Origin of the sequence: Vreelandella subterranea (assembly GCF_900111305.1) — a bacterium.
Taxonomy (GTDB): domain Bacteria; phylum Pseudomonadota; class Gammaproteobacteria; order Pseudomonadales; family Halomonadaceae; genus Vreelandella; species Vreelandella subterranea.
Map to the genome: position 1 here is coordinate 296,804 of NZ_FOGS01000002.1, position 25,461 is coordinate 322,264.

Here is a 25,461-nt window from a genome sequence, read left to right on the forward strand (position 1 = left end):
CAACAATGGCTAGCTCAATAAAAACTTGAGCGCCACCACGGTGAGCAGGGCCGCAAACGCCCAGCGCAAGACGTGGCTAGGCAGTCGATGTGCCAATCGAACGCCCACCCGGGCGAAAGGGATACTTGTCATGACGATGATGATAAAGGCAGGCCACATGACATAACCCGTGGCCCAGGAAGGTAACTGGGAATTGCCCCAGCCCATCCATATGAAAGTGACGGTGCCCAATAGCGCGATAGGCACACCACAAGCGGCTGATGTCGCCACCGCCTGGGTCACACTCGCCCCGCAGCGTGACAGCCAGGGAACCGCCAAGGTGCCACCGCCGATGCCAAACAACGCCGACACGCCACCAATCACACTCCCAGCCAGCACCATCGCATAGCGCGGGGGTTGGGCAGCCTGGCGTGGTGAAGGCGTGAACCCCAGCGCCATTTTAACGGCAACCGACAGGACAAACAGACCAAATAGCGTGCCCAGCAGCGGCCCGTCCAATTGCCCGGCAACCAGCACTCCCAGAATGGCACCGGCCATTAACCCCGGCAGCAAGGCGAGAAACCAGGACAGATGGATACTCCCCCGTCGCCAGTGGCCCAAGGTCGATGACATGCCTGTCACCACGATGGTCGCCAGCGAGGTGCCGATGGCAAGATGCATCACCACATCAGGCGACAGTCCTTGCAGAGTGAAGGCCGCGGCTAGAGCGGGCACAATGATCAACCCGCCCCCAACGCCAAAAAGGCCCGCCATTGTGCCGGCGACAGCGCCAAGCAGCCAGTAGCCGAGTAACGTCGTCGCCAGGGTACTCATTCGCCAGACGATATCCGTTGATTATCGGGAAACCACTTGGCAATGATACCCAGCAAGGTGTCGGGCTGATAGGGTTTGGTCAGCAGGTCGTCGAGCCCTGCAGACAAGCATTCGTCCTGCCCCATATTGTCTGCGTTCGCCGTCAGGGCGACGAGAACACTTTTGCGCCCACCCTGGGTTGCCTCAACCTTCCGCCAGCGGCGGGCCGCTTCCAACCCACTGAGTGTGGGCATGAAAATATCCATGAAAACAAGATCAAAATAGCTTTGCTGTTGACGCTCGAGCGCCTGTTCTGCGCTGCTCACACCCTCGACATGCAGGCCGTGATTTTCGAGCATTTGTCGCGCCAGCATGAGATTAACGGGGCCATCATCGACCACCAGTACGCGTAACGACGTTGCCATGGGTGCTGTATCGTAAGCCTCGTTCTGGCCGTCAGTATCTTGCACCAGATTCATTAGCAAGGCCCGAATATCGGCGATTCGCTCGCGCACCTCGAGCATGTTGGCCCGACAATCTTCGCTGACTTCACTATTTAGTTGCTCACTTAAACGTGCAAACAGTGCATCAGTCTCGCGCTGTAGCAAGCCCAGGTACTCGGACTTGAGCCGGGACTCCTCTCGCGCACGGTCGCGCCCGGCAAGCAAGCGTTTTACCTGCTGCTGCTGGTCATGCAGGTCATCGCGTAGCACCTGGGCATCTTCGTCAGCGCTGGGCGATTCCTCCTGTGGCGATGACGAACAATCAGTCATTGATGTCGACAAGCTCGCCAACACACGGCTAACGTTCGCAATGCGTGCGAACGGAGGAGTCATAGGTAACTCGTCCAGCGCTGGCGCCTGTGGAGTGGACGCTGCCGACGTTTGCTGAGTAATGGCTCGCGTATGCCGCTCAAGCTCAGCCAAATGCTGCATCAGACGCGCTTCTTTGTGCTTGGCACGCGATTTCACCAGCATCAAAAACGCTGCCACGTTCAAGCTGCTGCCGATCAGAAGCGCTAACATCAACCATAGCGAAATGCTCCATGAGGCGTAGCCAGGCGAAACCCAACCCACCAACCACACCACCAGCACACAAAGCACCACCAGCGTGGCCTGCACGACCAGTAACGGCCAGAGCACTGGCCATATCAAGGTGTTCCAGAAATGCTCCTGCTGACTAGGTTGCATAAAAAAGCGCCTTCCTCTCTGGCAAAACGACACAAGCGGATACGTCATCCCGGTGACCTACACATTTGTAAAGCCATTTGCGTTAGTGTAGGAAACGACTGGCAGCAAGTGTACGTCGAGACGCATGGAGTGTCATGTACACACTGTCTGAAGCACTAATCTGACCTGACCAACACTGACCTGACAAATGGGCCCTCCATGTGTTTAATCGCTTTCCGCTGGCATCCTGGATCTGCAACGCCTTTGCAACTGATCGGCAACCGCGATGAATTCCACGCGCGCCCCACAGCCCCTCTCGCACCCTGGCAGGACGCTCCCAATCTCGTCGGCGGGCGCGACCTGGAGGCAGGTGGAAGCTGGCTTGCAGCCAACCGTCAGGGCACGGTCGCGGCGATTACCAATGTTCGTGATCCTGCCCTGATCTCAGCGGCTGGCGCGCCGAGCCGCGGGCACCTGGTCAAACAGGCCTTGGAATGCGACAGCACGATGGACTGGTTAAACAGCCTTGCTGAAGGCGGGGCAGCAGAGTATGCGGGGTTCAACTTGCTGGTTACCACCCCCACTCGGCTCTGGTGCTTGCATCGCGGCCGTGAGCAGGTGTCGCTCCAAGAGGTCTCGCCAGGCGTTCACGGCCTGTCTAACGCGGCGCTCAACAGCCCCTGGCCGAAACTGCTATCGGCCAGGACCGCGCTTGAACAGGTTGATCCCAGCCACTTCCCGGGGAAGGCGCTGACCGCCTTCCAGAACCCCCACCAAGCGCCTATATCGACGCTACCGGACACCGGCGTGGGCACCGAGCTTGAACAACAGCTATCAGCGGCGTTTATCGTCGGCGAACGCTACGGCACCCGCGCCACCAGCTGGTTGACGCTGGCCGACAATGGCGATGTAGCTCTGACCGAGCAACGCTTTGGGCCGTGGGGGGCATTTGAAGGGGAAACGACGCTCAGCGTCCCCTGCGAGCGCTGAGCAAGGTATTCAGTCACGCGGGGGAAGCAAATGCGAAAGCTGCCAGTCATCCATTCGTTTATCCAGGTGCATATGTACCTGGGCAGGTGTATCCAGCAGCATGACTTCCGACAGCAACTGCTGGGCATCCTTCAGAGAGACACGGCGGATCGCCGCGCGCACCTTGGGCAGGCTGGGGGCGTTCATGGACAGACTGGTGAATCCCATCGCCATCAGCAACAGCGCCCCCGCCGGATCACCAGCCAGCTCACCGCATAACGAAATGGGCTTTTTGAGTCGCAGTGCATCCTGCGACAACTCCTGCAGCGCCCCCAGCAATGCCGGATGCAGTGCATCATAGAGACTGGAAACGCGCGGGTTGTTACGGTCTACCGCGAGAAGGTATTGGGTCAGGTCATTACTGCCCACCGAGAAGAAATCCACCCGCTTGGCCAATGCATCCATTTGATAGATAGTGGCCGGCACCTCGATCATGACCCCTACCTTGGGGCGCTCTACGTCGATGCCCTCCTCGCCCAGCTCCAGGATGGCACGGTCCAGCAATCGCAAAGCCTCATCCACTTCTTCGACGTTGGTAATCATCGGGAAAAGCACGTAGAGGTTATCGAGCTCTTTGGACGCTTTAAGCATCGCCCGCAGCTGAACCATCAAGACTTCCGGGTGGTCCAGGGTCACGCGCATACCGCGCCAGCCCAGGAAGGGGTTGGCTTCCTCGATCGGGAAATACGGCAGGTCTTTGTCGCCGCCGATATCCAGCGTACGCATGACCACCGGTAACGGCGAGAAGCTTTCCAACTGATCACGGTAGAGTCGCGTCTGTTCTTTCTCGCCGGGAAAGCGCTCGGTAATCATGAACGGCACTTCGGTACGGTAGAGCCCTACGCCGCTGATGCGACTTTTAAGCAAGGCGGCGGCATCGACCGCAAGCCCCGTATTCACCATCAGCGGCATGTCATGGCCGTCGGGTGTTTCGCTGGGCAGGTCCTGTTCGTGCGACAACAGCTCGCTTAAGGCTTCTTCTTCGGCAATCAGGCTTTCATAGCGGGCTTTCAGCTCAGGAGCGGGCCTGACGAATAACCGCCCCCTGTGGCCGTCAAGCACGACTGGCGCTCCCGACAAGCGTGGCAGCGGTAGATCCACCATACCAAGCACCGTGGGAATGCCCATGGCGCGGGCGACGATCGCCACGTGAGAGGTGCTGGAACCGCGCACCGAAACCAGCCCTTTCAATTTATCGCGGGGCACCTCACCCAGCATCGCCACGCTGATTTCATCCCCGACCAGAATGGCATTGTCGGGATAAGTCTCGGGAGTCGAGGGGGAATCTTCCTGCAGGTGGGCCAGTACGCGACGCCCCAGGTCGCGAATATCCGCCGCCCGCTCGCGCAGGTAATTATCATCCACGCGCTCGAGATATTGCACATGGCGACGCACCACATCGGCCAGGGCACCAGGTGCCCACTGCCCTTCACGAATACGTTTCTCGACTTCCTCCGATAGCGCCGCCTCACCCAGCATTTGTTGATAAACGTCGAACAGCGCCAACTCCTGAGTCGAAATACGGTTGACCAGTCGCTCGGCCGCCGCCCGGATTTCAGCGCGCGTTTTGCCAATGGCTTCCTTCAGCCGCGCGACTTCGAAATCCTCATCACTGGGGACCAGGTCAGGCACGCTGTTGAGATCCGACGGCGGCGTGATCACCACGGCCTCTCCCATCGCCATCCCCGGCGACGCGGCCACGCCCTTGAACATGGTCTGCCCACTGGGCAAGGCACGGCGGTTCAGATTGCCCGTGGCCAACGCGTGTGCCAGCACACCCGCGAGCTGTGCCGCCATGGTCACCAGGAAGGCTTCGTCCTCATCATCGTACTGGCGCTGCTCGGCCTGTTGCACGACCAGCACGCCCAGCATGAGACGCTGGTGGATAATGGGCACACCGAGGAAGCTCGAATAACGCTCCTCGCCGGTCGCCTCAAAATAGCGAAAGTGGGGATGGGATTGGGCATCTTCCAAATTAAGCGGCTCACTGCGCTTGGCGACGAGCCCCACCAGACCTTCGCCTAAAGGAAGTACCACCTGCCCGACGGCCTGGGTGCGTAAGCCGATGGTTTCCATGAGCACCAGTGATTCAAGCTCTTTATCGTAAAGATAAAAAGAGCACACATCGGTTTGCATCGCTTTGCGAATGCGTCGCACCATGGTGGCCAATGCAGCATCCAGGTTGCGCGCGCCATTCACTTCCTGAATAACGCGGCGCAGAACCTCAAGCATGGACGTTTTACTTTTCACTGTTATTTGCCTCGCTGAGGAATTTCTTGGCCATCAACCGCTGCCCGGTTGCAGGGCGACGGTTCACCCGTCTATTAATGCCAAGCGTTGAACGCGGGGCGATAGCTCGCGGAGTGCACGTCGATACACTTCACGCTTGAACGGCACGACCTGACCAAGAGGGTACCAGTAACTTACCCATCTCCACCCGTCAAATTCAGGCTTGGGCGTCGCCGTCATGCAGATACGGCTGTCCTCGCAGCGGATCTGGAGTAAAAACCACTTCTGCTTCTGGCCAATACAAACTGGCCGCGAATGTGTGCGAATCATGCGTCGTGGCAGACGATAGCGCAGCCAGCCCCGGGTGCAGGCGACAATATCAACGTCATTGGCGGTCAGGCCAATTTCTTCGTGAAGTTCACGAAAAAGAGCTTCTTGCGGCGTCTCGCTTGATTTGATGCCTCCCTGGGGAAACTGCCACGCATTCTGTCCTACACGACGCGCCCATAGCAGCTGCCCCTGGCGGTTGGCGATAATAATGCCAACATTGGGGCGAAAGCCGTCAGCGTCGATCACGGACATCACCTTATAAATTTTGAACTGTGTCCATTTTTCCACAAGGACAACAAGCGTATCAATACAATATAGCGTCAAGTTGCCAACGCAGCCTGATGTGTCGGTGTCAAAGCGACAGCGACTCTGCGATAATCCGGCGCTTTACGTCTGGCTGTAAACGACCATCATCAAGCATAAGGGGAGCGCCGTGAGTCTGGCCATTTTCGATTTGGATAATACCTTGCTATCCATCGATAGCGATCATGCCTGGGGAGAGTTCCTGCTTGAACAGGGGGCGGTAGACCCCGTTGCCTACCGGGAAGCCAATGACCGTTTTATGGCCGACTACCAAGCGGGCACACTCGACATGGTCGACTTTCTAGCCGTCGCGCTGAAGCCGCTTGCCGACAACACGCCAGAGCAGCTGGCCGCTTGGCATCAGCAGTTCATGGCCAGCAAAATCGAGCCCCATATCCTGCCGAAAGCTGAAGAGTTGCTGGCCCGCCACCGCACCATGGGCGATACCCTGCTGATCATTACCGCCACCAACCGGTTTATTACCGGGCCGATTGCCAAGCGCCTGGGCGTAGAACATCTGATTGCCGTTGAGCCCGAATGCGTCGACGGTCACTACACCGGCCGCGTGCAGGGTGTGCCCAGCTACCGCGAAGGCAAAGTCACCCGCCTGGAGCAATGGCTGGAAGAACAGCAAATGACCATGGAAGGCGCATGGTTCTACAGCGACTCCCACAATGATCTGCCGCTACTGGAGAAAGTCGAAAACCCGGTGGCTGTCGATCCTGACGACACCCTGCGCCAGGTCGCCGAAGAGCGCCAATGGCGGATCATGAGTTTGCGGGACTGGTAACCAAAGCTGGAAGCTTGAAGAGCGGCGCTTCGCGTCTGGAAGAAGGAAGAAGGAAGAAGGAAGAAAGAAGTCAGGGTAACTAAAGATATCAAACAAGAAAACCCCGCAGGCCACACACCCTGCGGGGTTTTCTTACCTCTTACTTCTAATCCCTTGCTTTTCTCCGATCAGCCGAGCAGGTGCTCGACGGCAGCACGCTCTTCGCGCAGCTCTTTTTCGGTAGCCTTCATCTTCTCTTGGCTGAATTCGTCAATGTCGAAGCCCTGAACGATTTCATACTTGCCGCCCTGGCAACGTACCGGGTAGGAGTAGATGATGCCTTCTTCGATGCCGTAGCTGCCGTCAGAGGGAATCGCCATGCTGACGATGCCTTTGGAGCCCAGCGCCCAATCGTGCATATGGTCGATGGCCGAAGAGGCAGCAGAGGCGGCAGAAGAGGCGCCACGTGCTTTGATGATCGCCGCGCCGCGCTGCTGCACGGTGGGGATAAAGTCGTTTTCGTACCAGTCGCGGTCAACCAGATCGAACGCCGCTTTGCCGTCGACTTTGCACTGGGCCAGATCCGGGTACTGCGTCGCACTGTGGTTGCCCCAGATGATCAGGTCTTCAACATCAGTGACGTGCTTGCCGGTTTTCTGTGCCAGTTGCGTCAGGGCGCGATTGTGGTCCAGGCGCGTCATTGCGGTGAACTGACCCATGTCCAGATCCGGCGCGTTGCAGGAAGCAATCAGCGCGTTGGTGTTGGCCGGGTTACCGACGACCAGCACTTTCACATCACGGCTGGCGTGGTCGTTCAGCGCCTTGCCTTGAACGGAGAAGATCGCCGCGTTGGCTTCCAGCAGATCCTTACGCTCCATGCCCGGGCCACGCGGACGTGCGCCAACCAGCAGCGCAAAGTCTGCATCTTTGAACGCAACATTGGGATCATCGGTGGCGACAATATCTTGAACGAGCGGGAAGGCACAGTCGTTGACTTCCATCACCACGCCCGTCAGCGCGTCCATTGCCTGGGGAATTTCCAGCAGCTGGAGAATGACAGGCTGATCCGGCCCCAGCATGTCGCCAGCGGCGATGCGGAAAATAAGAGAGTAGCTAATCTGACCGGCACCGCCGGTAATCGCAATACGTACTGGATCTTTCATCATTGCTCCTTGGTTGGTTCGCCTGAGGGTGGGTCGACAGAACTCAAGACGCAAAGATGGTATGCCCAGTTGGGCAAAAACTCAATCAGACATGCGACTAGTCCCCATCTGGCATGCCGGCCATCCACCCAGCCGCCTGCGACTCGCCGAACCGGTTCAGTTGCGCTATGGTGTCAACGTTTTACTGATGCCTTTCTCGTGTTGCCAAGGACATGGACGCCCCATGCGAAGAATCCCGTTCTCTTATGCCCTCGCCAGCCTGCTTGTGCTGGCACTGGTGATATGGCTCGCCTTGGGTAACTTCCAGGGCTTTCAAAACGCGCCCCCGGATGCCCCTGACCGCCAGGAAGAAGGCCCAAGGGTCGAGGTGGTTGAGCAACACAGCATCGCCTTCATCCCCGAACAGGTTATCCAAGGCCAACTGACGGCTCAGCGCGAAACCACCCTGCGTGCCAATATAGCGGGCTTTGTGACCGACAAGCCGATGGCCCAGGGAAGCCGCGTTGCGGCTGGCGATACACTGTTAGTGCTGGATAACGACGCCTTGCCCGAGCAACTGCAGCAGGCCCGTGATGAGCTGGCCGTTGCCGAGGCGGAATATGCCGGCGCCCGCAACCTGCGTGAGCGGGAGTTGATTTCCCAGCCCGAACTATTACGTTTGCAGAGCGCGCTTAGCGCCAGCGCCGCCTCGGTGGCGCAGCTACAGAAGCAGTTGGATGACAGCCGCCCCACCGCCCCTTTTGACGGCGTGCTTAACCGCGTAGAGGTGGAACTGGGTGACTTGCTCCAACCCGGCGAAGAGTGGGGCCAACTGGTTGATGATCGCCGCTTGAAAGGCGCTGCCTGGGTCTCTCAACAGCAGGTGGGCGATTTGAGCGTGGGTCTGCCGGTCACCGCCCGGCTGCTGAACGGCGACCATCTCGAGGGCGAACTGACTTTTATCAGCCATCGCGCCGAAGAGGCCACACGCAGTTTCTATGTCGAAGCCACGCTGGATAACCCGGCCGGTAAGCGCCTGGCAGGCGCCAGCGCCGAGTTGACTATCACCCTGCCACCCCGTCAGGTGCATACCCTCTCCCCCGCGCTGTTGAGCTTGAATAGCGAAGGCCAACTGGCGGTCAAGCACCTGGATGACAACGACCAGGTACAGCAGACCACCGTGGAACTGGTCAGTGCTGACACCCGGCGCGCCTACGTGACCGGCCTGCCCGACCCGCTACGCTTGATTACGCTTGGCGCGGGCATGGTCGACGTTGGCGAAACGGTCACCCCGGTAGCAACGGAAGAAGCCACTATTTCACGACCATCCACTGGCCAGGATAGCGTTCATGCGCCAGTTGATTGATGCCGCGCTGGCCCACAGCCGTACAACGCTTCTGCTGTTAGTGAGCTTGCTACTGGCAGGTATTACGGCCTGGCAGGTGATCCCCAAGGAAGCCAACCCCGACGTCACCATTCCGATGATTTACGTCTCGCTGTCGCTGGAGGGCGTAAGCCCCGAGGACGGCGAGCGGCTGCTGATTCGCCCCATGGAGCAGGAACTGCGCGGCATCGAGGGACTGCGCAAGTTCACCGCCCAATCCAGTGAAGGCCATGGCTCGATTACGCTGGAGTTCGACCCCGGCTTTGACCCCGACACCGCGCTGACCGACGTCCGTGACCGGGTGGATATTGCCCGTAGCGAGCTGCCCGACGAGGCCGATGAGCCTCGGGTAATGGAAGTCAATGTATCGGAGTTCCCGGTATTGACCATCGGCCTCTCAGGCCAGTTGGACACCCGCGAACGCATGACCGTCGCCCGACGTTTGCAGGAAGAGATCGAGGGCATTGCCGATGTGCTGGAAGTCGATATTGCCGGTGAGCGGGAAGACCTGCTGGAGATTGTGGTCGATCCACTGGTGCTGGAGAGCTACGGGGTCGATTTTGATACGCTGTTCAATCAGGTATCGCGTAATAACCGCCTGGTAGCAGCAGGCAGCCTGGATACCGGCGCGGGGCGCCTGGCATTGAAAGTCCCGGGTATTATTCAGTCCCTTGACGATGTCATGAATATGCCGGTCAAGGTCGATGAGGACCGTGTGGTCACCTTTGGCGATGTGGCGTGGATCAACCCGACCTACAAAGACCCGGAAGGCTTTGCCCGCATTGACGGCCAACCTGCCGTGGTGCTGGAAATTTCCAAGCGCGCCGGGGCCAATATTATCGCCACCATTGGCGCGGTGCGTGACAGATTAGCCGAAGCCGATGACCTGCTCCCCGACCAGCTGCGCTTCACCACCATTCTGGATGAGTCGACCACCGTCGAAAACATGCTCTCCGAGCTTTTGAACAACGTGCTCACCGCCGTGGTGCTGGTATTGATTGTGGTGGTGGCAGCGATGGGGTGGCGTATGGCCTTGCTGGTCGGTCTTACCATACCCGGCGCTTTTTTGACCGGTATCCTGCTGGTGTGGGCATTCGGCTTTACGCTCAATATCGTGGTGCTGTTCGCGCTGATTCTGGTGGCGGGCATGCTGGTGGACGGCGCCATCGTCGTCAGCGAGCTGGCCGATCGCCACCTGCGCGATGGCCAAGCGCCCCACCAGGCATGGCTTAACGCCGCTTCGCGGATGAGCTGGCCGGTTATCGCCTCCACGGCCACCACCCTCGCGGTGTTTATTCCCCTGCTGTTTTGGCCCGGGGTGGTCGGCCAGTTTATGAAGTACCTGCCTGCCACGGTGATCTTGTGCCTTTTGGCGTCGCTGGCCATGGCGCTGGTGTTCTTGCCGACACTGGGTCGTTTGTTTACTCGTACCGCGGCAGCTTCTAGCAGGGCTCTCCCTGAAGAGGCGACGACATCCTTTGGTCGCGGCTATCGCCACCTGCTGGCCAGGCTGCTCAAGCATCCCGCCTGGGTGCTGTTGATCGCCCTGTTGTTGATGGCGCTGCTGTATACCGGCTACGCCCGCTTCAACCACGGCGTCGACTTCTTCCCCAATGTGGAGCCCGACAGTGCCCAGGTGCTGGTACGCGCCCGGGGCGATTTTTCGGCGCAGGAAACCGACGCCATCGTGCAGCGGGTAGAAGCCAGACTATCCGGCATGAGCGAAGTAAGGGCGCTTTACGCGCGCTCCTTTGCCGTGCCCAACGAGCAGATGGGTAACGACGTCATCGGCATGCTGCAGTTCCAGTTTATCGACTGGCATGAGCGCCGCCCTGCACAGACCATTTTGGACGATATGGCCGAGCGCGCAGGGGATATTCCCGGCATCACGCTGGAGTTTAGGGAGCAGGAGATGGGCCCCGGTGGCGGTAAACCGATTGTACTGGAGGTCAGCGCCAGCGATCCTGACGTCGCCGATGCCGGGGTTAACCAACTGACCCAGTTGATGCGCGAACTGGGCGGCTTTACCGATATTCAGGATAACCGCAGCCTGCCCGGTGTGGAGTGGCGGGTGAACGTGGATCGGGAAGCTGCGGCGCGCATGGGCACCGATGTGACGACCATTGGTAGCGCGGTTCAGCTGCTCACCACCGGCCTTCAGGTCGCAAGTTACCGCCCGCCCGAGGTGAACGATGAAGTGGATATCCGCGTGCGGCTGCCGCAGAACTGGCGCTCGCTGGATCAGCTCGAGCGCTTGACCATCAATACCCAGCGGGGCCAGGTACCTATCTCGCACTTCGTGACCCTGGAACCGGCCCCTAAAGTCGGCACGCTGAACCGCATCGATGGGCGCCGGGCCATCACCATCGATGCCGACCTAGCCTCCGGTTATCTCGCCGATGAACGTCTGGGCGCTCTGCTAGAAGCAGGCAGTGACAGCCTACCCGACGGGTTGATGGTGAATGTCGCCGGTGAGCAGGAGGATCAGCAGGAATCCATGCAGTTTCTGACCAGTGCCTTCCTGATTGCTATTGGTTTGATGGCGCTGATTCTGGTCACCCAGTTCAATAGTTTCTATCAGGCAGGCCTGGTGCTGTCGGCGATTGTCTTCTCCACCGCAGGGGTGTTGATGGGTTTGCTGATTACCGGGCAGGCGTTCGGCATTGTCATGGTAGGGATGGGGGTGATTGCCCTGGCAGGTATCGTGGTCAATAACAATATCGTCTTGATCGATACCTACAACGAGCTGCGTGGCCAGGGCATGACGCCGGTCGAAGCCGCCCTGGAAGCGGGCTGCTTGCGCTTGCGCCCGGTGCTGTTAACGGCGATCACCACGGTGCTGGGGCTGATGCCCATGGTACTGGGGATCAATGTGGACCTATTTACCCCGGCACTGGGCTTTAATGCCCCTTCCGCCCAGTGGTGGACGCAAATGTCCAGCGCCATTGCCGGCGGACTTACCTTCGCCACGGCGCTAACGCTGCTGCTGACGCCCTGCATGCTGGTGATTGGCGGCAGATGGCGCTGACGCCCAGCCATCAAGCTCGGCGCCTTGATGGTTCCTGATCGCGCAATGAATTGCGCTCCTACAAACCTAACACGGGCACATAGCCCCGTAGGAGCCCGACTTGTCGGGCGATCAGGCTCTAAAAGCGTTCATCTTCGGCGGCACGATCGCTGCTGATCGCGCAATGAATTGCGCTCCTACAAACCCAACACGGGCACATAGCCCCGCAGGAGCCCGACTTGTCGGGCGATCAGGCTCTAAAAGCGTTCATCTTCGGCGGCACGATCGCTGCTGATCGCGCAATGAATTGCGCTCCTACAAACCCAATACGGGCACATAGCCCCGTGGGAGCCCGACTTGTCGGGCGATCAGACTATCTACAAGCGTTAAACTGCGGTGGCACGAAACACTTACTTCAGGCGGGGGCGTTGGACGTTGCGGGGCTGTGCACGGCGTGTAGCCGGGCAATAAGCTGGTCTTCGAGGGCAAAGCGTTCGGTCAAGCCTCGGGCCAGTCGGTCAATCCAGGCTGGCAGACGGGCGATGTTCTGTTCGCAACTGGCGGTGGAAGCAAAGTCGGTGTCAAACGACAGCACCATTTCTGTCGACATTTCCAACCGCTCGAGCAATTTTTCCGCGATGTTCAGCGCGCCCTCATCATTAAAAGCCCGCGCTTCCTCGGCCAACTGTGGGTAAATCTCGAAATGCCCTGCGCTGATATAATCCATCAGCGATTCACTGAAATGATCAATGCGCGCCTTGCTGACGCTTTCGAGTTCTGTGTCGCAAGCCTCTTTCAGCTCGATAAAACTAATCAGTAGATTGCGGCGCTGCTGCAGCCAACGATCAATCAGGCTGTGCACACCGCCCCAGCGCTCCTGGGCATCTTTACAATCTTCGAGCATGAGGCTCTCCTTGCTTTTCGCCGCCGTTAACAAGGCTAGACTCGCTTTTCCACTCGGCGCTGTCAATCTTCATCGGGATGGTTTCCCTCATACCTGATTAAGCCTACTAACTGAAAAGCATGGCACGCTGACGTGCCAGTACAATCATACGCAATGGTATGAGCAACAGCACGGCAAAACCGATCAGAGTCCAGGCCGGCAGCGATAGCCCCAATAAGGTAAAATCGATTTCAGCGCATTCGCCAGAGCCCGTCAGAACCATGGCGACCACCTCCTGCATGGGCAGAATATCAATCATGTAATCAAGGCCTGGGCCACAGGTAGGCACTTCATCCGAGGGCAATGACTGAAGCCAGACGTGACGCCCGGCAATGAAGGCCCCTGCCCCCGCCGTCAACAGACCCAGGACGCCGTAGATCACCTTGCCGCCGCGGCTCGCCGGGTCGTGGATCGCGGCTATCAGCAACACCACGCCGGTTGCGATCACCGCGACGCGCTGAAACACGCATAGCGGGCAGGGCTCATACCCCCCGATATGCTCAAGCCCCAGCGCAACCGCCATCATGAAAATACAAAAAACGACGCCCAATAGCGCCGCTGAACGTATGGACGGCGTCTTCATCATTTCTTCTCCGCTGTCAGTGAAGATAGCGCGCGAGATTCCCGTGCATGGGCAAAATAGTCACGCAGAAAATCGTCGAAGCTTACCTGATCATCGGCCTCAATATCGTGCTGTTGCTGGTGAGAAGTGTCAATTAGCTGGGCCAAGAGCGCCTCACGTGAGCGCAGCATGGGTTTGGCTTTCAACTCAGCGGCCTGGGCTTTGGCAAGACTTAATAACGTATCGCTGAGCGACTCGTTGCCTGCTTGCAATTGCCCCAGAAGCTGAGCAGATGGCGTCAACGAAGGATCCTTGAGGCGCGGCGCCAGCGCCTCTAATGCCTTCGCATGCGGCGTGCTCTCTTCTACCGCATCCAATAGCCGCGCCACTTCCGCCATTTCGGCAAAGATCTGCTCTCCCCATGCTGCAACCGTGGTCGATTCGCCATCCCGAATCAGTGTCAGTGCTGGATCACGCCCACGCTCCACCACAAAACGACGATTGTCATCGAGCCTGTCGCATTCTTCGTCCGAAATCCATGGGCTGTCACTTAGCAAACACCACATCAAGAAAGTATCAATAAAGCGTATTTGCGTTTCATCAATGCCCAGCGGATCAAAGGGGTTTAAATCCAGACAGCGTACTTCGATGTACTCGACACCGCGAGCTTCAAGCGCCTGGCTGGGCGTTTCATTATGCTTGGCGACCCGCTTGGGGCGAATATCGCTGTAGTACTCGTTTTCGATCTGCAGAATGTTGGCATTGAGCTGCTGCCAGTCATCGCCCACCTTTACCCCCATTTTTTGATAATCGGGCCAGGGCGAGGAAATCGCGTGCCGCAGGGTATTGACATAATTGGACAGCGAGTTGAAGCAGATTTTCAACTGCGACTGCACCTTGTTCTGATAGCCAAGATCGGACATGCGCAGCGTGGTTGCATAAGGCGCGTAATAGGTATCGTCACCCAAGGGTTTTAACTTGTCTGGCACCTTGCCGTCGGGTAGGAAGCTTTTGTCCACGGCAGGCGAAGCGCCAAAGAGGTACAGTAGCAGCCAGCTATGGCGTCGGAAATGCCGGATCATGCTGAAATAGCGGGTTGAGCGATAATCATTGAAAGGCACATTGGTGGCTTGTTCCAGCTCACGCAGCGCCTGCCACATATCGTCAGGCAGAGACACGTTGTAATGCACCCCGGCGATCGCCTGCATGATCCGCCCATAACGTACATCGAGTCCCCTGCGATAGACGTGCTTCATGGTGCCGACATTGGAGTGGCCGTAGTCGGCGATCGGCACACTGTCATTACCCGACAGGCGCGATGGCATACTGCCTGGCCAGATCCACTCATCCGACAGATGCTGATAGGTAAAGGTATGCAGGTCGGAAAGGAACGCCAGCGCTTCTCCGGGTTCGGAATACACCGGCGTGATGTACTCGAGCAACGACTCGGAGTAGTCAGTAGTGATGTGCGGATGAGTCAGTTTCGAGCCCAATGCATAAGGATGCGGCGTTTGCGCAATGTGCCCCTGCGCATCGACCCGCAGGCCTTCTTTTTCGAGCCCGCGGCGCAGGCGACCGAGCCGACCCAGTCGGGCGCTGGGTATCAGGCGGTCAACCGTCGCCGTTAGTGAAAATGGCACATTGAGTGGTTCAGGCAAGGTGAACACTCCTTGTCAGTAAGACCCGTGCACGCACGGGCCTTTATGGAATCAGGTGGCATTGCCGACGTCTACCCATCGAGAATAGACAGCAGGATATGGCGGCAGCCGTTCAACTTTCAAGCCACGCGACTATTTGTCCTGCCTGGCTTTCAGCAAGGCCGCTCCCAAGGCGCCTACCGCTGCGGGCGTTTCGTTGGCCTTTTTCGTCGGCCGCTGGCTGCGCGATGGTTTGCGCGGCTCCTTATCCCTGGAAGGGCCAGCGTCATTTGGCTCGCGTTCTGGCTCATCGTCCAGACGCATGGAGAGCCCTACCCGCTTGCGAGGGATATCCACACTCATGACTTTGACAGTGACGATATCACCGGCCTTGACCACACTGCGCGGATCGTCGATGAAGCGGTGGGATAGCGCAGAGATATGCACCAGGCCATCCTGATGAACGCCGATATCCACAAAGGCACCGAAATGGGTCACGTTGGTGACCGTGCCTTCCAGTACCATTCCCTGGGATAAGTCGTTGAGGGTTTCGACCCCCTCGCGGAACTCGGCGGCCTTGAATTCGGGCCTGGGGTCGCGACCGGGCTTATCCAGCTCCGCAAGAATATCGCTCACTGTGGGCACGCCAAAGCGTTCGTCGGCAAAGTCGGCGGGATTTAATGACTTGAGGGTGGCGCTATCGCCAATCAGCCCTTTGACATCGCGGCCGCTTTGCTTCGCCATGCGCTCCACCACCACGTAGGCCTCCGGGTGAACGGCACTGGCATCCAGCGGGTTGTCGGCGTTACTGATACGCAAGAAACCGGCGCACTGCTCAAACGTCTTGGGGCCAAGACGACTGACCTCGAGGAGCGCCTGACGGCTTTTGAAGGCCCCCTTAACATTGCGCTGGGCAACCACATTCTCGGCGATGGCAGCGCTCAACCCGGCCACTCGCGACAGCAGCGCGCTCGATGCGGTATTCAAATCCACGCCCACCGCATTCACACAATCCTCAATGACCGCCTCCAGGCTACGGGACAGCTGCATTTGCGAGACATCGTGCTGATACTGACCAACCCCAATCGACTTGGGCTCGATCTTGACCAGCTCGGCCAGCGGGTCCTGCAAACGGCGGGCGATCGACACCGCGCCGCGCACCGTCACGTCCAGGTCCGGCAACTCTCTGGATGCGTATTCCGAGGCGGAGTAAACCGAAGCGCCCGCCTCGCTGACCATGACCTTGCTGAGCCGATGGTCAGGCGCCAGCGCCTTGAGCAGCTCTCCTGCCAGCTTGTCGGTTTCACGGCTGGCAGTGCCGTTACCCACGGCAATCAATTGAACGCCGTGCTGCTTGACCAGCTTCGCCAGCACGCCAAGCGCATCATCCCAGCGCTTCTGCGGCGCATGGGGGTAAATCGTTGCCTGGTCGACAAACTGGCCGGTGGCATCGACGACGGCTACTTTGCAGCCGGTTCGCAGGCCAGGGTCAATCGCCAGGGTGACTTTCGGCCCCGCCGGTGCGGCCAGCAGCAGGTCCTTGAGGTTGGCCGCAAAGACGTCAATCGCGGTTTGTTCTGCTGTCTCACGCAGGCGACCCAGCAGTTCGGTTTCCAGCGCCGTATAGAGTTTGACGCGCCACGTCCAGCGCACTACTTCCACCAGCCATTTATCGGCGGCACGGCCCTGGTCGCTGATGCCAAGGTGTTTGGCAATCGCCACCTGGGCAGGGTGAACCGGCGCTTCGTCTTCGCCCGGAAGGCGAATGGCGAGGCTCAACACGCCCTCGTTGCGGCCACGGAACATGGCCAGCGCGCGGTGCGATGGCACTTTGGCAAGCTTTTCGTCGTGCTCGAAATAATCGGCGAACTTGGCACCCTCCTGCTGCTTACCGTCGAGCACCCGGGCACTTAATTCACCTTCCTGCCAGAGCCGCTCGCGAAGCTGGCCGATCAGATCGGGGTCTTCGGCAAAACGTTCCATCAAAATCTGCTTGGCCCCGTCGAGGGCTGCCTTGGCGTCTTCAATCGCCGGAATATCGCCCTCTGCCGGGCGCAGATAATCGGCCGCCTCGCTTTCAGGGTCGAGCGTTGGATCGCCAAGCAGCGCATCCGCCAGCGGCTCTAAACCGGCTTCACGGGCAATTTGCGCTTTGGTACGGCGTTTTTTCTTGAACGGCAGGTATAAGTCTTCCAGACGCTGCTTGGTCTGGGCATCATCAATCGCTGCTTTGAGCGTCGCGTCCAACTTACCTTGCTCATCAATAGCCGCCAGAATCGCGCTGCGGCGCTCTTCCAACTCGCGCAGGTAACGTAGGCGTTCATCCAGTTGGCGTAATTGACTGTCGTCCAGCGCGCCGGTGACTTCCTTGCGATAACGGGCGATAAACGGCACGGTAGCGCCACCATCAATAAGCTCTACCGTGGCCGCCACTTGTTCGGGGCGAACGCTCAACTCGTCGGCCAAGCGGGCAATAATTCGCTGATTAACATCCATAAATGGCAACTAACTCATGCAGCACTTTTTAGTGCCTACAAGGTACCACAATCCCGCTCTGACTGGCATGAATCGAGACATCAACGACGCCACCCGCGGTCGTCCCAGAACGGACGACGGGATTCGCGCCTAACAGCCTCACGACTCAGTCCAATATCTTTCAGCATGTCGTCACTTAAATAACGTAACGTATTGCGCTCGTGGCGCAGCTGGCGCCAGCGGTATAGCCTTTCCCGCCAGGTTACCCTGCAAGAACGCTTCTTCCCCTGTTGGCACTGTTCAAGCGGCTTGGCTTCATCGGCCTGATGGCTCTGTACGGCTTGGCGGCATGATAGCGAGCATTCCATTTCAATCACTCCTTTCCGGTTAGATCACCCATACGCTCGGCAGGGCGATTTAAGTGTTGAAAGAAGTATTGAACGGCGCCTAAAATCAATCCAACGAATAGTGCTTATGCACAACATCAAGAAGATTGATACCCATGGCAACACTACCCACCATCGATCACGAGCTGCTGCGCACCTTTGTTGCCATTGTGGATCAGGGCGGCTTTACCCGCGCCGCCGCGGCCGTCAACCGCACGCAATCGGCCGTGAGCATGCAAATCAAGCGGCTGGAGGAAGACGTGATTCAGCGCCCGCTGTTTGTGCGCCAGAACCGCCAGCTACTGCTGACCAGCGAGGGCAACACCCTGCTCGGCTATGCACGGAAGATTTTATCGCTGCAGAGCGAGGCGCTGACGCTGCTTCGCCAACCCGATATGGTGGGGCGCGTCAGGCTGGGCGTCCCCGACGACTATGTGATGCGTTTTCTACCGGGCATTCTCAAGACGTTTTCCCAGGCGTGGCCGCTGGTGGATGTGGACGTACACTGTGCGCCCTCCTCCGTACTTTCCCAGCAGCCGCAGGGGAGCCTGGACCTGATCATCATGACCCGGGAAATAGGCGACGAGATTGGCACAATACTAAGAAGAGAGCCTACCGTATGGGTCGCGGCCGAAAGTCACAGCACCCATTTACAGACACCCGTACCGCTTGCGCTCTTTGAAGCGCCCTGCTTTTGTCGCCGCCATGCCTGCAATGCGCTGGACCGTGCAGGCCGTGCCTATCGCGTCGCCTACAGCAGCCCGAGCCTGGCGACACTGCAGGCGGTTGTGGGAGCGGGGTTGGCAGTCTCTGCCTGGATGCGCAGCCTGGTAACCGCCGAGATGCAGATACTGGGTAAAGAGGAAGGGTTTCCCGAGTTGCCAGAATCATCCATCGTTTTGCTGCACACTTCCTCCACTCAGTCACCGATTATCGATAGCCTGGCCGAGCATATTGGTGAAGGTTTCAGGCTTTAGAGGCTGCCAGCGCTACGCGGCCACGAACCTTAACGCCACGCCGTTATTGCACCAGCGTAGCCCCGTCGGGTCGGGGCCATCCTCGAACACGTGACCTTGGTGGCCACCGCAACGGGCACAGTGGTATTCAGTACGCGGCCAGACCATTTTGAAATCAAGTTCAGTCAGCAGATGGCCCTCAACATGCTCAAAGAAACTCGGCCAGCCGGTGCCGGAGTCGAACTTCATGGCGCTGGTAAACAGCAACAGATCACAGCCCGCACAGCGATACTCGCCTTCCCGCCACTCATCATCCAGCGGGCTTGAGAAGGCGGGTTCAGTGCCATGATCGCGCAGTACGTCAAAAGCTTTATCGGAAAGCCGTTCACGCCACTCCGCTTCGCTGAGTTCAAGCGGTTCGATATCCGGCGCTGCTTCGAGATCGAGCCTTGGAAAGCCAAACGAGACACCGGGGATGGCCCCGGCCAGTCCCGTAAAACCGGCAAGGCCTAAAAAGTGGCGACGTTTCATGCGTCTGCTCCCATAGCGATTTAAAGACAGGCGAACCGAAAAGGGGTAACGCCGTGGCGTTACCCCTTAAGACACTTTAGCAGCGCTTGGGTTCTAAACCCTTCAGGCTGAGCATCAAGCTCAGGTCAACTGCGGACCTGCCTGCACAATCGCCTGGTTAACGCCTTCAAATTTCTTGAAGTTATCGACAAACTTGGTAACCAACTCTTGCAGATGACGGTCATAAGCCGTGCGGTCTTCCCAGGTATCGCGCGGATCAAGCAGGCTTGAATCCACGCCCGGCACCGCGACGGGGACGTCCAGGTTCAACCCATCGATGTGCTTGGTTTGCACATCGCGCAGCACACCAGACTGGATCGCGCTGATAATGGCGCGAGTGGTTGGAATTGAAAAGCGTGCACCGCCCTCACCAAAGGCCCCGCCTGTCCAGCCGGTATTCACCAGGTACACCTGGGCGCCTTGCTTATCCACACGTTTGATCAGCAGGTCGGCGTATTCCCGCGCCGGGCGCGGGAAAAAGGGAGCGCCGAAACAGGTAGAGAACGTCGCCGCCAGCCCTTCAGAAGAGCCCATTTCCGTCGAACCCACCTTGGCGGTGTAGCCCGACAGGAAGTGATACGCCGCCGCTTCCTTGGAAAGTACCGATACTGGCGGCAGCACGCCGGACATGTCGCAGGTCAAGAACACAATGGCGTTGGGTTCACCCGCAAGGTTTTCCGGCACGCGCTTTTCAACGTGCTCCAGCGGGTAGGCGGCACGCGAGTTCTGGGTCAGGCTATCGTCGACGTAATCCGGCTCGCGACGGTCGTCCAGCACTACGTTTTCCAGCACGGTGCCGAACTTGATGGCATTCCAGATTACCGGCTCGTTCTTTTCAGACAGGTCGATGCACTTCGCGTAGCAGCCGCCTTCCATGTTGAACACGATACCGTCGCCCCAGGCATGCTCGTCGTCACCGATCAGGTAGCGCGCCGGATCGGCGGAAAGGGTGGTTTTGCCGGTACCGGAAAGGCCGAAGAACAGGCAGGTTTCACCATCTTCACCCACGTTGGCTGAGCAGTGCATGGGCAGCACATCGGCGTCAGGCAACAGGAAGTTTTGCACCGAGAACATGGCTTTCTTCATTTCACCGGCGTAGCGCATACCGGCGATAAGCACCTTTTTCTCGGCGAAGTTAATGATGACACACCCTTCGGAGGATGTGCCGTCGCGGCTGGGGTCACAGGCAAAATCGGCGGCGTTGAGAATGGTCCACTCATCTTTTACGGCCGGGTTAAACACCTGAGGCCGCACAAACATTGTACGCCCGAACAGATTTTGCCAGGCGGTTTCCGTTTGAACCCGCACCGGCAGGTAATGAACGTCGTCGCTACCTACATGCAACTCGGAAACAAAGTGCTCACGCGCGCCCAGATAATCTTCAACCCGCGACCATAGCGCCGAGAACTTGTCCGCATCAAAAGGCCGGTTGACGCTGCCCCAGTCAATGCTGTCGCGAGTAGAGGGTTCATCAACGATAAAGCGGTCTTTCGGTGAACGCCCGGTGCGAATGCCCGTGTTCACTACCAGAGCACCGTTTGCCGACAGGCGGCCTTCGCCACGCGCAACGGCGCGCTCGATCAATTCGGCGCTACAGAGGTTAACGTGGGCTTGATGAGCGGCTTGAGTCGTGGTCATGTCGATTCCTGGATTTTCTCGATTACCGGGCGCCACCGACGCCTTAAAGTTCATCCCGGCACGTGGCTGGGCGCTTAAGTCCGGCGCATTATGGCAAAAAGAAAGCCCCCGGAAAACGGGGGCTGGAAGCAAATATGTTGTAGTTAAACTACAACATTGACACTATATTTTGTGTTGCGGCGCAGTATTTTTTCAAACACCTGTTTGACCAATTCGCCCAAGTGACTGGTATGGCTCGCGCCCGTCAGTGGCGTTTTAAACATGGGCCTTGACCGGCATGACTACAAAATCAATGGATCGTGGGTGACGGCGCGTCAGGGTTGTCCAATAAACTTTCAATATCCGCGGCCGTGTAGTGATATTTCGTGTGGCAAAAGTGGCACTGGGTATTGATTTCACCCTGTTCGCGCAAAATATCCCGCAGCTCGGCACCCCCCAGTGTCAGCAATCCACTACTCATACGCTCGCGAGAGCAGGTACAGCCAAAGCGCAGCGCTTTCGGCTCGAAGACGCGCACAGTTTCCTCATGATAGAGCCGGTACAGCACTTCACGCTGCTCAAGACCCAGCAACTCTTCAGGCTTGATGGTATCGGCCAGGTGCACGCTGCGCTCCCAGGCGTCCACGTCCTGGTTCTGGGAGGCGTCCGGCAGGCGCTGCAGCAGCAAGCCTCCTGCCCGCTCACCGTCCGCGGCCAGCCATAGCCGTGTGGGCAGTTGCTCCGACTGGCTGAAATAGGCCTCCAGACAGCCACTCAAGGTATCGTGGTCAAGTGCAACCACCCCCTGATAGCGATTGCCCCCGCGGGGATCGAGGGTAATCACGATCTGCCCGTCACCGACCAGGTCACGAAAGCTGGCGTGCTCACTGGGTAAAGCGCCGCCATCGGCAATCCGGGCAATGGCCCGCAACTCGCCACCCGGGTTGGATTCCGCCATCAACAGCGACAGTTCGCCCTGACCACGAACTTCTATGCTGAGGGTCCCGTCCAGCTTCACGGTATCCGTCAACAATGCAACGGCGGCCAGTAATTCGCCCAGCAGCTGGTTGACTGCAGGTGGGTAGGCGTGACGGTCCAGCACTTCATGGTAGGCGTTGGATAGCGTCACGATTTCGCCGCGCACATTGGTTTGGTCAAACAGGAAACGTTGGATTTGGTCAGACATAAGACAACCGTTGGGGGAAGAAAAAAGGAACCGACGAGCGGGGAGCTCAGCCCCCTTGCTCGCGTTGGAAACGCTGGATATCGCGGCGCTGTTTTTTGTCAGGCCGCTTGATCGGATGCTGCATGACTTCGTTGTTCAATCGCCGTGCCTCGGCCTCACGGGCGCGGCGCTCAACGCTTTCCGGGGTTTCGGCGTACAGTTTGCGGGCGTCTGGAGCGCCCCTGCGCTGATCTGACAGTGCAGTCACTTCCACCTCATACACGTCCCAGCCCTGGGGCACCTTGATCAACGCGCCAAGCTCAACATTCTTGCTGGTCTTGGCCCGGCCACCGTCGTAGTGAACCTTGCCACCTTCGATGGCTTTTTTCGCCAGGGCGCGGGTCTTAAAAAAACGCGCAGCCCACAACCATTTATCCAGGCGAACTCCATCACTCATTAACGCTCTCCTCGCTGCTCAAGCATGCGGCAGCAGTTGGGCAAATCGGTCCAGGGCGACAAACTCCTCGAGCGCCTTTTCTGGACGCTGGCTATCCGGCTGTTTAATTCCCAGCAAGTACTGGATGCCGAAGGTACGGGCGCTGGCAAGAACCTGAGGGTTGTCGTCAATGAACAAGGTGCGCGCGGGATCAAACGGCTCAAGTCGCTGTAGCGCGGACCAAAACGCCTGCTCCTCTTTCGCCGCACCCACGTCTTCCGAGGAAATGATGGCATCCAGGTAGTTTTCCAACCCCGTGAGCGGCAGTTTGAGGGCCAGGCTGGCCCGGTCAGCATTGGTTGCCAGTATCACACGCGGGTGGGCCTGCTTGAGCCAGGTCAGAAAATCCAGGGCGTCGCCACGCAGGCCGATCAGGTGCTGCACCTCGCGCTTGAGTGCCACGATATCGACGCCCAGCTCGCGGCTCCAATAGGCTAAACTGTACCAGTTAAGCGTACCCTGCTCGCCGATAATACGGGCACGAATCGTGTCCTGGGAGGCTTCATCCAACTGATGAAGTTCCACGTACCGACGTGGTAAATGCTCTAGCCAGAAGTGGCTGTCAAAGTGCAGGTCCAGCAGCGTACCGTCCATGTCCAATAGCACGGTATCAATTTCACTCCACTCGATCATTGCCACTCCCATCGTGAAAGTTATAAGCGTGCTATTGTAGCCCAACTGCCGTTTACCAGCCATGGAGGCTCGATGTCCCAACACGACTCAACCGCCGATCACACCTCGCCCGGCTATCTGAAAAGACCGCAGATCACGGCGCGCAATACCGTGGCACAAAGTCGCTTGTTTCAGATTGAAGCGCTGGACTTGTGCTTCTCCAACGGCGAGGAGCGTCAGTTTGAGCGCTTGACCGGTGCCGATAGAGGCGCGGTAATGATCGTCGCCATGCCCGACCCGGAACACGTGTTGTTGATCCGCGAATACGCAGCGGGCTTCGAAGATTACGTGCTGACATTACCCAAAGGTTTGGTGGACCCAGGTGAAGACATCGTCACCGCGGCTAACCGGGAATTAATGGAAGAATGCGGCTTCGGTGCGCATCACCTTGAGCCACTCGCCGAACTCTCCCTGGCGCCCAACTATATGCGCCACCGGATGCAGGTATTGCTGGCGACTGACCTTTACCCCAAGCGTCTTCCGGGCGACGAGCCCGAGCCCTTGATCGTTGAAACCCACGCACTGGAGGAACTTCCCGCCTTGTTAATGCGTGAGGATTTTCATGAAGCACGGGCAATCGCTGCGCTGTACATTGCCCGGGATAAACTGCGTGAAGATAAACGCAATAGCGCGACGAATCTGCTTTGACACAGGACGACCGGCCGGTCGTCCCAGTCTTGCACCGTGCTTAGAGGTGATTTTTCAGCGAGATCCAGCGCCGTTGGCGATGGCTGTCAAGGCCGGCTTCCAGAAGTGACATGCTGCGCAGCGCATCGTCAATACTTACCGGCATTGGCGCTTCATCGAGGAGCGCACTGGCGATACCCTGATAATACGCCAGGTAATCGCCATTTTGGGTGGGGTATTCGTGGCTTACCAATGAAGCGCTTTCTCCCTCGCCTTCCCGCAGCGTCAGCGTACCGTGCTGGCTATCTTCGCCCCACTGGGAGGTAGGCGACTCACCGGCTTTCAAGCGATCTTCCTGAGGGTCCAGGCCGTACTTGACGAAACTTCCCTGAGTGCCATGAATCCGGAAGCGCGGCGTGGGTTCAGCCACCAGGGTGCCCGCCGCAAGCGTGACGCGAAACCCCTCATACTCAAGCAGGGCCAGGAAGTCATCATCGGCCTTGGCCCCATCACGCAACGCGTCCAGTTCCAGCAAAATGGCGTTGGGCATGCCAAACAGTTCGCAGGCTTGATCCAGAAGATGCGGGCCCAGGTCATACCAGATACCGCCACCGGGAGTAGCCTTTTCCCGCCAGCGATCGCGCACTTCAGGCCGGAAACGGTCAAAATGCGACTCAAACCCGGTCACTCGCCCAAGCGTACCCGCCTCAAGCAGTGCCTTGATGGTGAGGAAGTCGCTGTCCCAACGCCGGTTATGGAACACCGACACCCTCCGCTCCTTGTCCGTCGCTAATGCTTTTAGCTGCTTGGCTTCAGACAGCGTAACGGTAAAGGGTTTATCGACCACCACATGCTTGCCTGCCGTCAGTGCCGCCTTGGCAAGCGGAAAGTGGGTGTCATTGGGTGTAGGAATCACGATCAGGTCGATATCCTTGCGCTCGCATATCGCCAGCGCTTTGCTTTCAACCTCGACATCGGGCAGGTCGGCATGCACTTTTGCGGCATCGCTCGAGGAGACAGCAACCAGATCCAGACCTTCGGTCGCCTGAATCAGCGGGGCATGAAACGTTTTGCTGGCAAAACCGTAGCCGACAAGGCCTACATTAATACTCGACTTCATTGCATTCCTTACTGGTCAATACAGGCGTTAACCGATTGTGGCACGCACACACCGCGCAAACCAGATGCTTAAACGATATCA

At 58.4% G+C, this 25,461-nt stretch carries 22 protein-coding genes; 6 read left to right on the plus strand and 16 right to left on the minus strand.

The genetic code is table 11. From position 1 onward, the window contains the following. Window positions 1–9: 9 nt before the first annotated feature. A complete protein-coding gene (locus BMX75_RS04225) occupies window positions 10–813 on the minus strand; it encodes a sulfite exporter TauE/SafE family protein (protein ID WP_092825563.1) in 804 nt (267 codons plus the stop codon). Beyond that, a complete protein-coding gene (locus BMX75_RS04230; RefSeq protein ID WP_092825565.1) occupies window positions 810–1,982 on the minus strand; it encodes a response regulator in 1,173 nt (390 codons plus the stop codon). Before BMX75_RS04230 ends, BMX75_RS04225 begins: the two co-directional genes overlap by 4 nt. 198 nt (window positions 1,983–2,180) lie before the next feature. On the opposite strand from BMX75_RS04230, the gene BMX75_RS04235 reads away from it, so the two are divergent. Next, window positions 2,181–2,951 (plus strand): NRDE family protein, encoded by a 771-nt coding sequence (locus BMX75_RS04235; RefSeq protein WP_092825567.1) that lies wholly within the window; start codon window positions 2,181–2,183, stop codon window positions 2,949–2,951. Between the two features lie 9 nt (window positions 2,952–2,960). Here the strand turns inward: BMX75_RS04235 and ptsP are convergent, their stop codons facing one another. Together ptsP and BMX75_RS04245 are read right to left on the minus strand one after the other, a co-directional pair. Then, window positions 2,961–5,222: a phosphoenolpyruvate--protein phosphotransferase gene (ptsP, locus tag BMX75_RS04240; RefSeq protein ID WP_092825569.1), complete on the minus strand. Its 2,262-nt coding sequence runs from the start codon at window positions 5,220–5,222 to the stop codon at window positions 2,961–2,963. An 81-nt stretch (window positions 5,223–5,303) separates the two neighbouring features. Beyond that, window positions 5,304–5,795: an RNA pyrophosphohydrolase gene (locus BMX75_RS04245; protein WP_066317867.1), complete on the minus strand. Its 492-nt coding sequence runs from the start codon at window positions 5,793–5,795 to the stop codon at window positions 5,304–5,306. A gap of 187 nt (window positions 5,796–5,982) precedes the next feature. Between BMX75_RS04245 and BMX75_RS04250 the strand changes: the two genes are divergently transcribed. Next, a complete protein-coding gene (locus tag BMX75_RS04250) occupies window positions 5,983–6,642 on the plus strand; it encodes a histidinol-phosphatase (RefSeq protein ID WP_092825571.1) in 660 nt (219 codons plus the stop codon). 167 nt (window positions 6,643–6,809) lie between these two features. Here BMX75_RS04250 and BMX75_RS04255 read toward each other — a convergent pair whose 3' ends face one another. Further along, the gene (locus BMX75_RS04255) at window positions 6,810–7,784 is read right to left on the minus strand and encodes a malate dehydrogenase (protein WP_092825573.1); all 975 of its coding nucleotides are present in this window, start codon (window positions 7,782–7,784) and stop codon (window positions 6,810–6,812) included. A gap of 223 nt (window positions 7,785–8,007) precedes the next feature. Here BMX75_RS04255 and BMX75_RS04260 point away from each other — a divergent pair, with 223 nt between their 5' ends. Continuing rightward, window positions 8,008–9,129, plus strand: coding sequence for an efflux RND transporter periplasmic adaptor subunit (locus BMX75_RS04260; RefSeq protein ID WP_092825575.1), 1,122 nt, complete (start codon window positions 8,008–8,010; stop codon window positions 9,127–9,129). Further along, window positions 9,113–12,175 (plus strand): efflux RND transporter permease subunit, encoded by a 3,063-nt coding sequence (locus BMX75_RS04265; protein ID WP_092825577.1) that lies wholly within the window; start codon window positions 9,113–9,115, stop codon window positions 12,173–12,175. The genes BMX75_RS04260 and BMX75_RS04265 overlap by 17 nt, the downstream gene beginning before the upstream one ends. Before the next feature lie 394 nt (window positions 12,176–12,569). On the opposite strand, the gene rsd is transcribed toward BMX75_RS04265, so the two are convergent. The 5 genes from rsd to BMX75_RS04290 all read right to left on the minus strand — a co-directional run bounded on the left by rsd (window position 12,570) and on the right by BMX75_RS04290 (window position 18,139). Further along, complete coding sequence (rsd, locus tag BMX75_RS04270) at window positions 12,570–13,058, minus strand: sigma D regulator (RefSeq protein WP_092825579.1); 489 nt, start codon at window positions 13,056–13,058, stop codon at window positions 12,570–12,572. A 106-nt stretch (window positions 13,059–13,164) separates the two neighbouring features. Then, on the minus strand, window positions 13,165–13,680 hold the full coding sequence (locus tag BMX75_RS04275; protein ID WP_092825968.1) for a disulfide bond formation protein B: 516 nt from the start codon (window positions 13,678–13,680) through the stop codon (window positions 13,165–13,167). Further along, complete coding sequence (gene gshA / locus BMX75_RS04280; RefSeq protein ID WP_092825581.1) at window positions 13,680–15,317, minus strand: glutamate--cysteine ligase; 1,638 nt, start codon at window positions 15,315–15,317, stop codon at window positions 13,680–13,682. Before gshA ends, BMX75_RS04275 begins: the two co-directional genes overlap by 1 nt. 132 nt (window positions 15,318–15,449) lie before the next feature. After that, window positions 15,450–17,792, minus strand: a complete 2,343-nt coding sequence (locus BMX75_RS04285; protein ID WP_092825583.1) for a Tex family protein — start codon at window positions 17,790–17,792, stop codon at window positions 15,450–15,452. 80 nt (window positions 17,793–17,872) lie between these two features. Next, window positions 17,873–18,139 (minus strand): DUF1127 domain-containing protein, encoded by a 267-nt coding sequence (locus BMX75_RS04290; RefSeq protein ID WP_092825585.1) that lies wholly within the window; start codon window positions 18,137–18,139, stop codon window positions 17,873–17,875. Between the two features lie 134 nt (window positions 18,140–18,273). Here BMX75_RS04290 and BMX75_RS04295 point away from each other — a divergent pair, with 134 nt between their 5' ends. Continuing rightward, a complete protein-coding gene (locus BMX75_RS04295) occupies window positions 18,274–19,134 on the plus strand; it encodes a LysR substrate-binding domain-containing protein (RefSeq protein ID WP_092825587.1) in 861 nt (286 codons plus the stop codon). Window positions 19,135–19,146: 12 nt separating this feature from the next. Here BMX75_RS04295 and msrB read toward each other — a convergent pair whose 3' ends face one another. The 5 genes from msrB to yrfG form a co-directional block, all read right to left on the minus strand. After that, window positions 19,147–19,644 (minus strand): peptide-methionine (R)-S-oxide reductase MsrB, encoded by a 498-nt coding sequence (msrB, locus tag BMX75_RS04300; RefSeq protein ID WP_092825589.1) that lies wholly within the window; start codon window positions 19,642–19,644, stop codon window positions 19,147–19,149. Window positions 19,645–19,764: 120 nt separating this feature from the next. Next, window positions 19,765–21,321 carry a phosphoenolpyruvate carboxykinase gene (locus tag BMX75_RS04305; protein ID WP_092825591.1) on the minus strand — a complete coding sequence of 519 codons (1,557 nt, stop codon included), beginning with the start codon at window positions 21,319–21,321 and terminating at the stop codon, window positions 19,765–19,767. Window positions 21,322–21,610: 289 nt separating this feature from the next. Beyond that, window positions 21,611–22,486: an Hsp33 family molecular chaperone HslO gene (hslO, locus tag BMX75_RS04310; RefSeq protein WP_066317900.1), complete on the minus strand. Its 876-nt coding sequence runs from the start codon at window positions 22,484–22,486 to the stop codon at window positions 21,611–21,613. Window positions 22,487–22,532: 46 nt separating this feature from the next. After that, entirely contained in the window at window positions 22,533–22,922 is a 390-nt protein-coding gene (hslR, locus tag BMX75_RS04315; RefSeq protein WP_092825593.1) for a ribosome-associated heat shock protein Hsp15, read from the minus strand. An 18-nt stretch (window positions 22,923–22,940) separates the two neighbouring features. Next, complete coding sequence (yrfG, locus tag BMX75_RS04320; protein WP_092825595.1) at window positions 22,941–23,594, minus strand: GMP/IMP nucleotidase; 654 nt, start codon at window positions 23,592–23,594, stop codon at window positions 22,941–22,943. Window positions 23,595–23,666: 72 nt separating this feature from the next. Here yrfG and nudE point away from each other — a divergent pair, with 72 nt between their 5' ends. Then, on the plus strand, window positions 23,667–24,281 hold the full coding sequence (gene nudE / locus BMX75_RS04325; protein ID WP_092825597.1) for an ADP compounds hydrolase NudE: 615 nt from the start codon (window positions 23,667–23,669) through the stop codon (window positions 24,279–24,281). A 40-nt stretch (window positions 24,282–24,321) separates the two neighbouring features. On the opposite strand, the gene BMX75_RS04330 is transcribed toward nudE, so the two are convergent. Then, window positions 24,322–25,380 (minus strand): oxidoreductase, encoded by a 1,059-nt coding sequence (locus tag BMX75_RS04330; RefSeq protein ID WP_092825599.1) that lies wholly within the window; start codon window positions 25,378–25,380, stop codon window positions 24,322–24,324. Window positions 25,381–25,461 lie beyond the last annotated feature (81 nt).

Bases quoted from the DNA above. Each gene is read 5' to 3' on its own strand.
- BMX75_RS04265 (WP_092825577.1), top strand. From the start codon at position 9,113: ATGCGCCAGTTGATTGATGCCGCGCTGGCCCACAGCCGTACAACGCTT.
- hslR (WP_092825593.1), bottom strand. From the start codon at position 22,922: ATGAGTGATGGAGTTCGCCTGGATAAATGGTTGTGGGCTGCGCGTTTT.
- yrfG (WP_092825595.1), bottom strand. From the start codon at position 23,594: ATGATCGAGTGGAGTGAAATTGATACCGTGCTATTGGACATGGACGGT.
- hslO (WP_066317900.1), bottom strand. From the start codon at position 22,486: ATGTCTGACCAAATCCAACGTTTCCTGTTTGACCAAACCAATGTGCGC.
- msrB (WP_092825589.1), bottom strand. From the start codon at position 19,644: ATGAAACGTCGCCACTTTTTAGGCCTTGCCGGTTTTACGGGACTGGCC.
- BMX75_RS04225 (WP_092825563.1), bottom strand. From the start codon at position 813: ATGAGTACCCTGGCGACGACGTTACTCGGCTACTGGCTGCTTGGCGCT.
- nudE (WP_092825597.1), top strand. From the start codon at position 23,667: ATGTCCCAACACGACTCAACCGCCGATCACACCTCGCCCGGCTATCTG.
- BMX75_RS04230 (WP_092825565.1), bottom strand. From the start codon at position 1,982: ATGCAACCTAGTCAGCAGGAGCATTTCTGGAACACCTTGATATGGCCA.
- ptsP (WP_092825569.1), bottom strand. From the start codon at position 5,222: ATGCTTGAGGTTCTGCGCCGCGTTATTCAGGAAGTGAATGGCGCGCGC.
- BMX75_RS04255 (WP_092825573.1), bottom strand. From the start codon at position 7,784: ATGAAAGATCCAGTACGTATTGCGATTACCGGCGGTGCCGGTCAGATT.
- BMX75_RS04330 (WP_092825599.1), bottom strand. From the start codon at position 25,380: ATGAAGTCGAGTATTAATGTAGGCCTTGTCGGCTACGGTTTTGCCAGC.
- BMX75_RS04290 (WP_092825585.1), bottom strand. From the start codon at position 18,139: ATGGAATGCTCGCTATCATGCCGCCAAGCCGTACAGAGCCATCAGGCC.
- BMX75_RS04260 (WP_092825575.1), top strand. From the start codon at position 8,008: ATGCGAAGAATCCCGTTCTCTTATGCCCTCGCCAGCCTGCTTGTGCTG.
- BMX75_RS04285 (WP_092825583.1), bottom strand. From the start codon at position 17,792: ATGGATGTTAATCAGCGAATTATTGCCCGCTTGGCCGACGAGTTGAGC.
- BMX75_RS04275 (WP_092825968.1), bottom strand. From the start codon at position 13,680: ATGAAGACGCCGTCCATACGTTCAGCGGCGCTATTGGGCGTCGTTTTT.
- BMX75_RS04305 (WP_092825591.1), bottom strand. From the start codon at position 21,321: ATGACCACGACTCAAGCCGCTCATCAAGCCCACGTTAACCTCTGTAGC.
- BMX75_RS04295 (WP_092825587.1), top strand. From the start codon at position 18,274: ATGGCAACACTACCCACCATCGATCACGAGCTGCTGCGCACCTTTGTT.
- BMX75_RS04235 (WP_092825567.1), top strand. From the start codon at position 2,181: ATGTGTTTAATCGCTTTCCGCTGGCATCCTGGATCTGCAACGCCTTTG.
- rsd (WP_092825579.1), bottom strand. From the start codon at position 13,058: ATGCTCGAAGATTGTAAAGATGCCCAGGAGCGCTGGGGCGGTGTGCAC.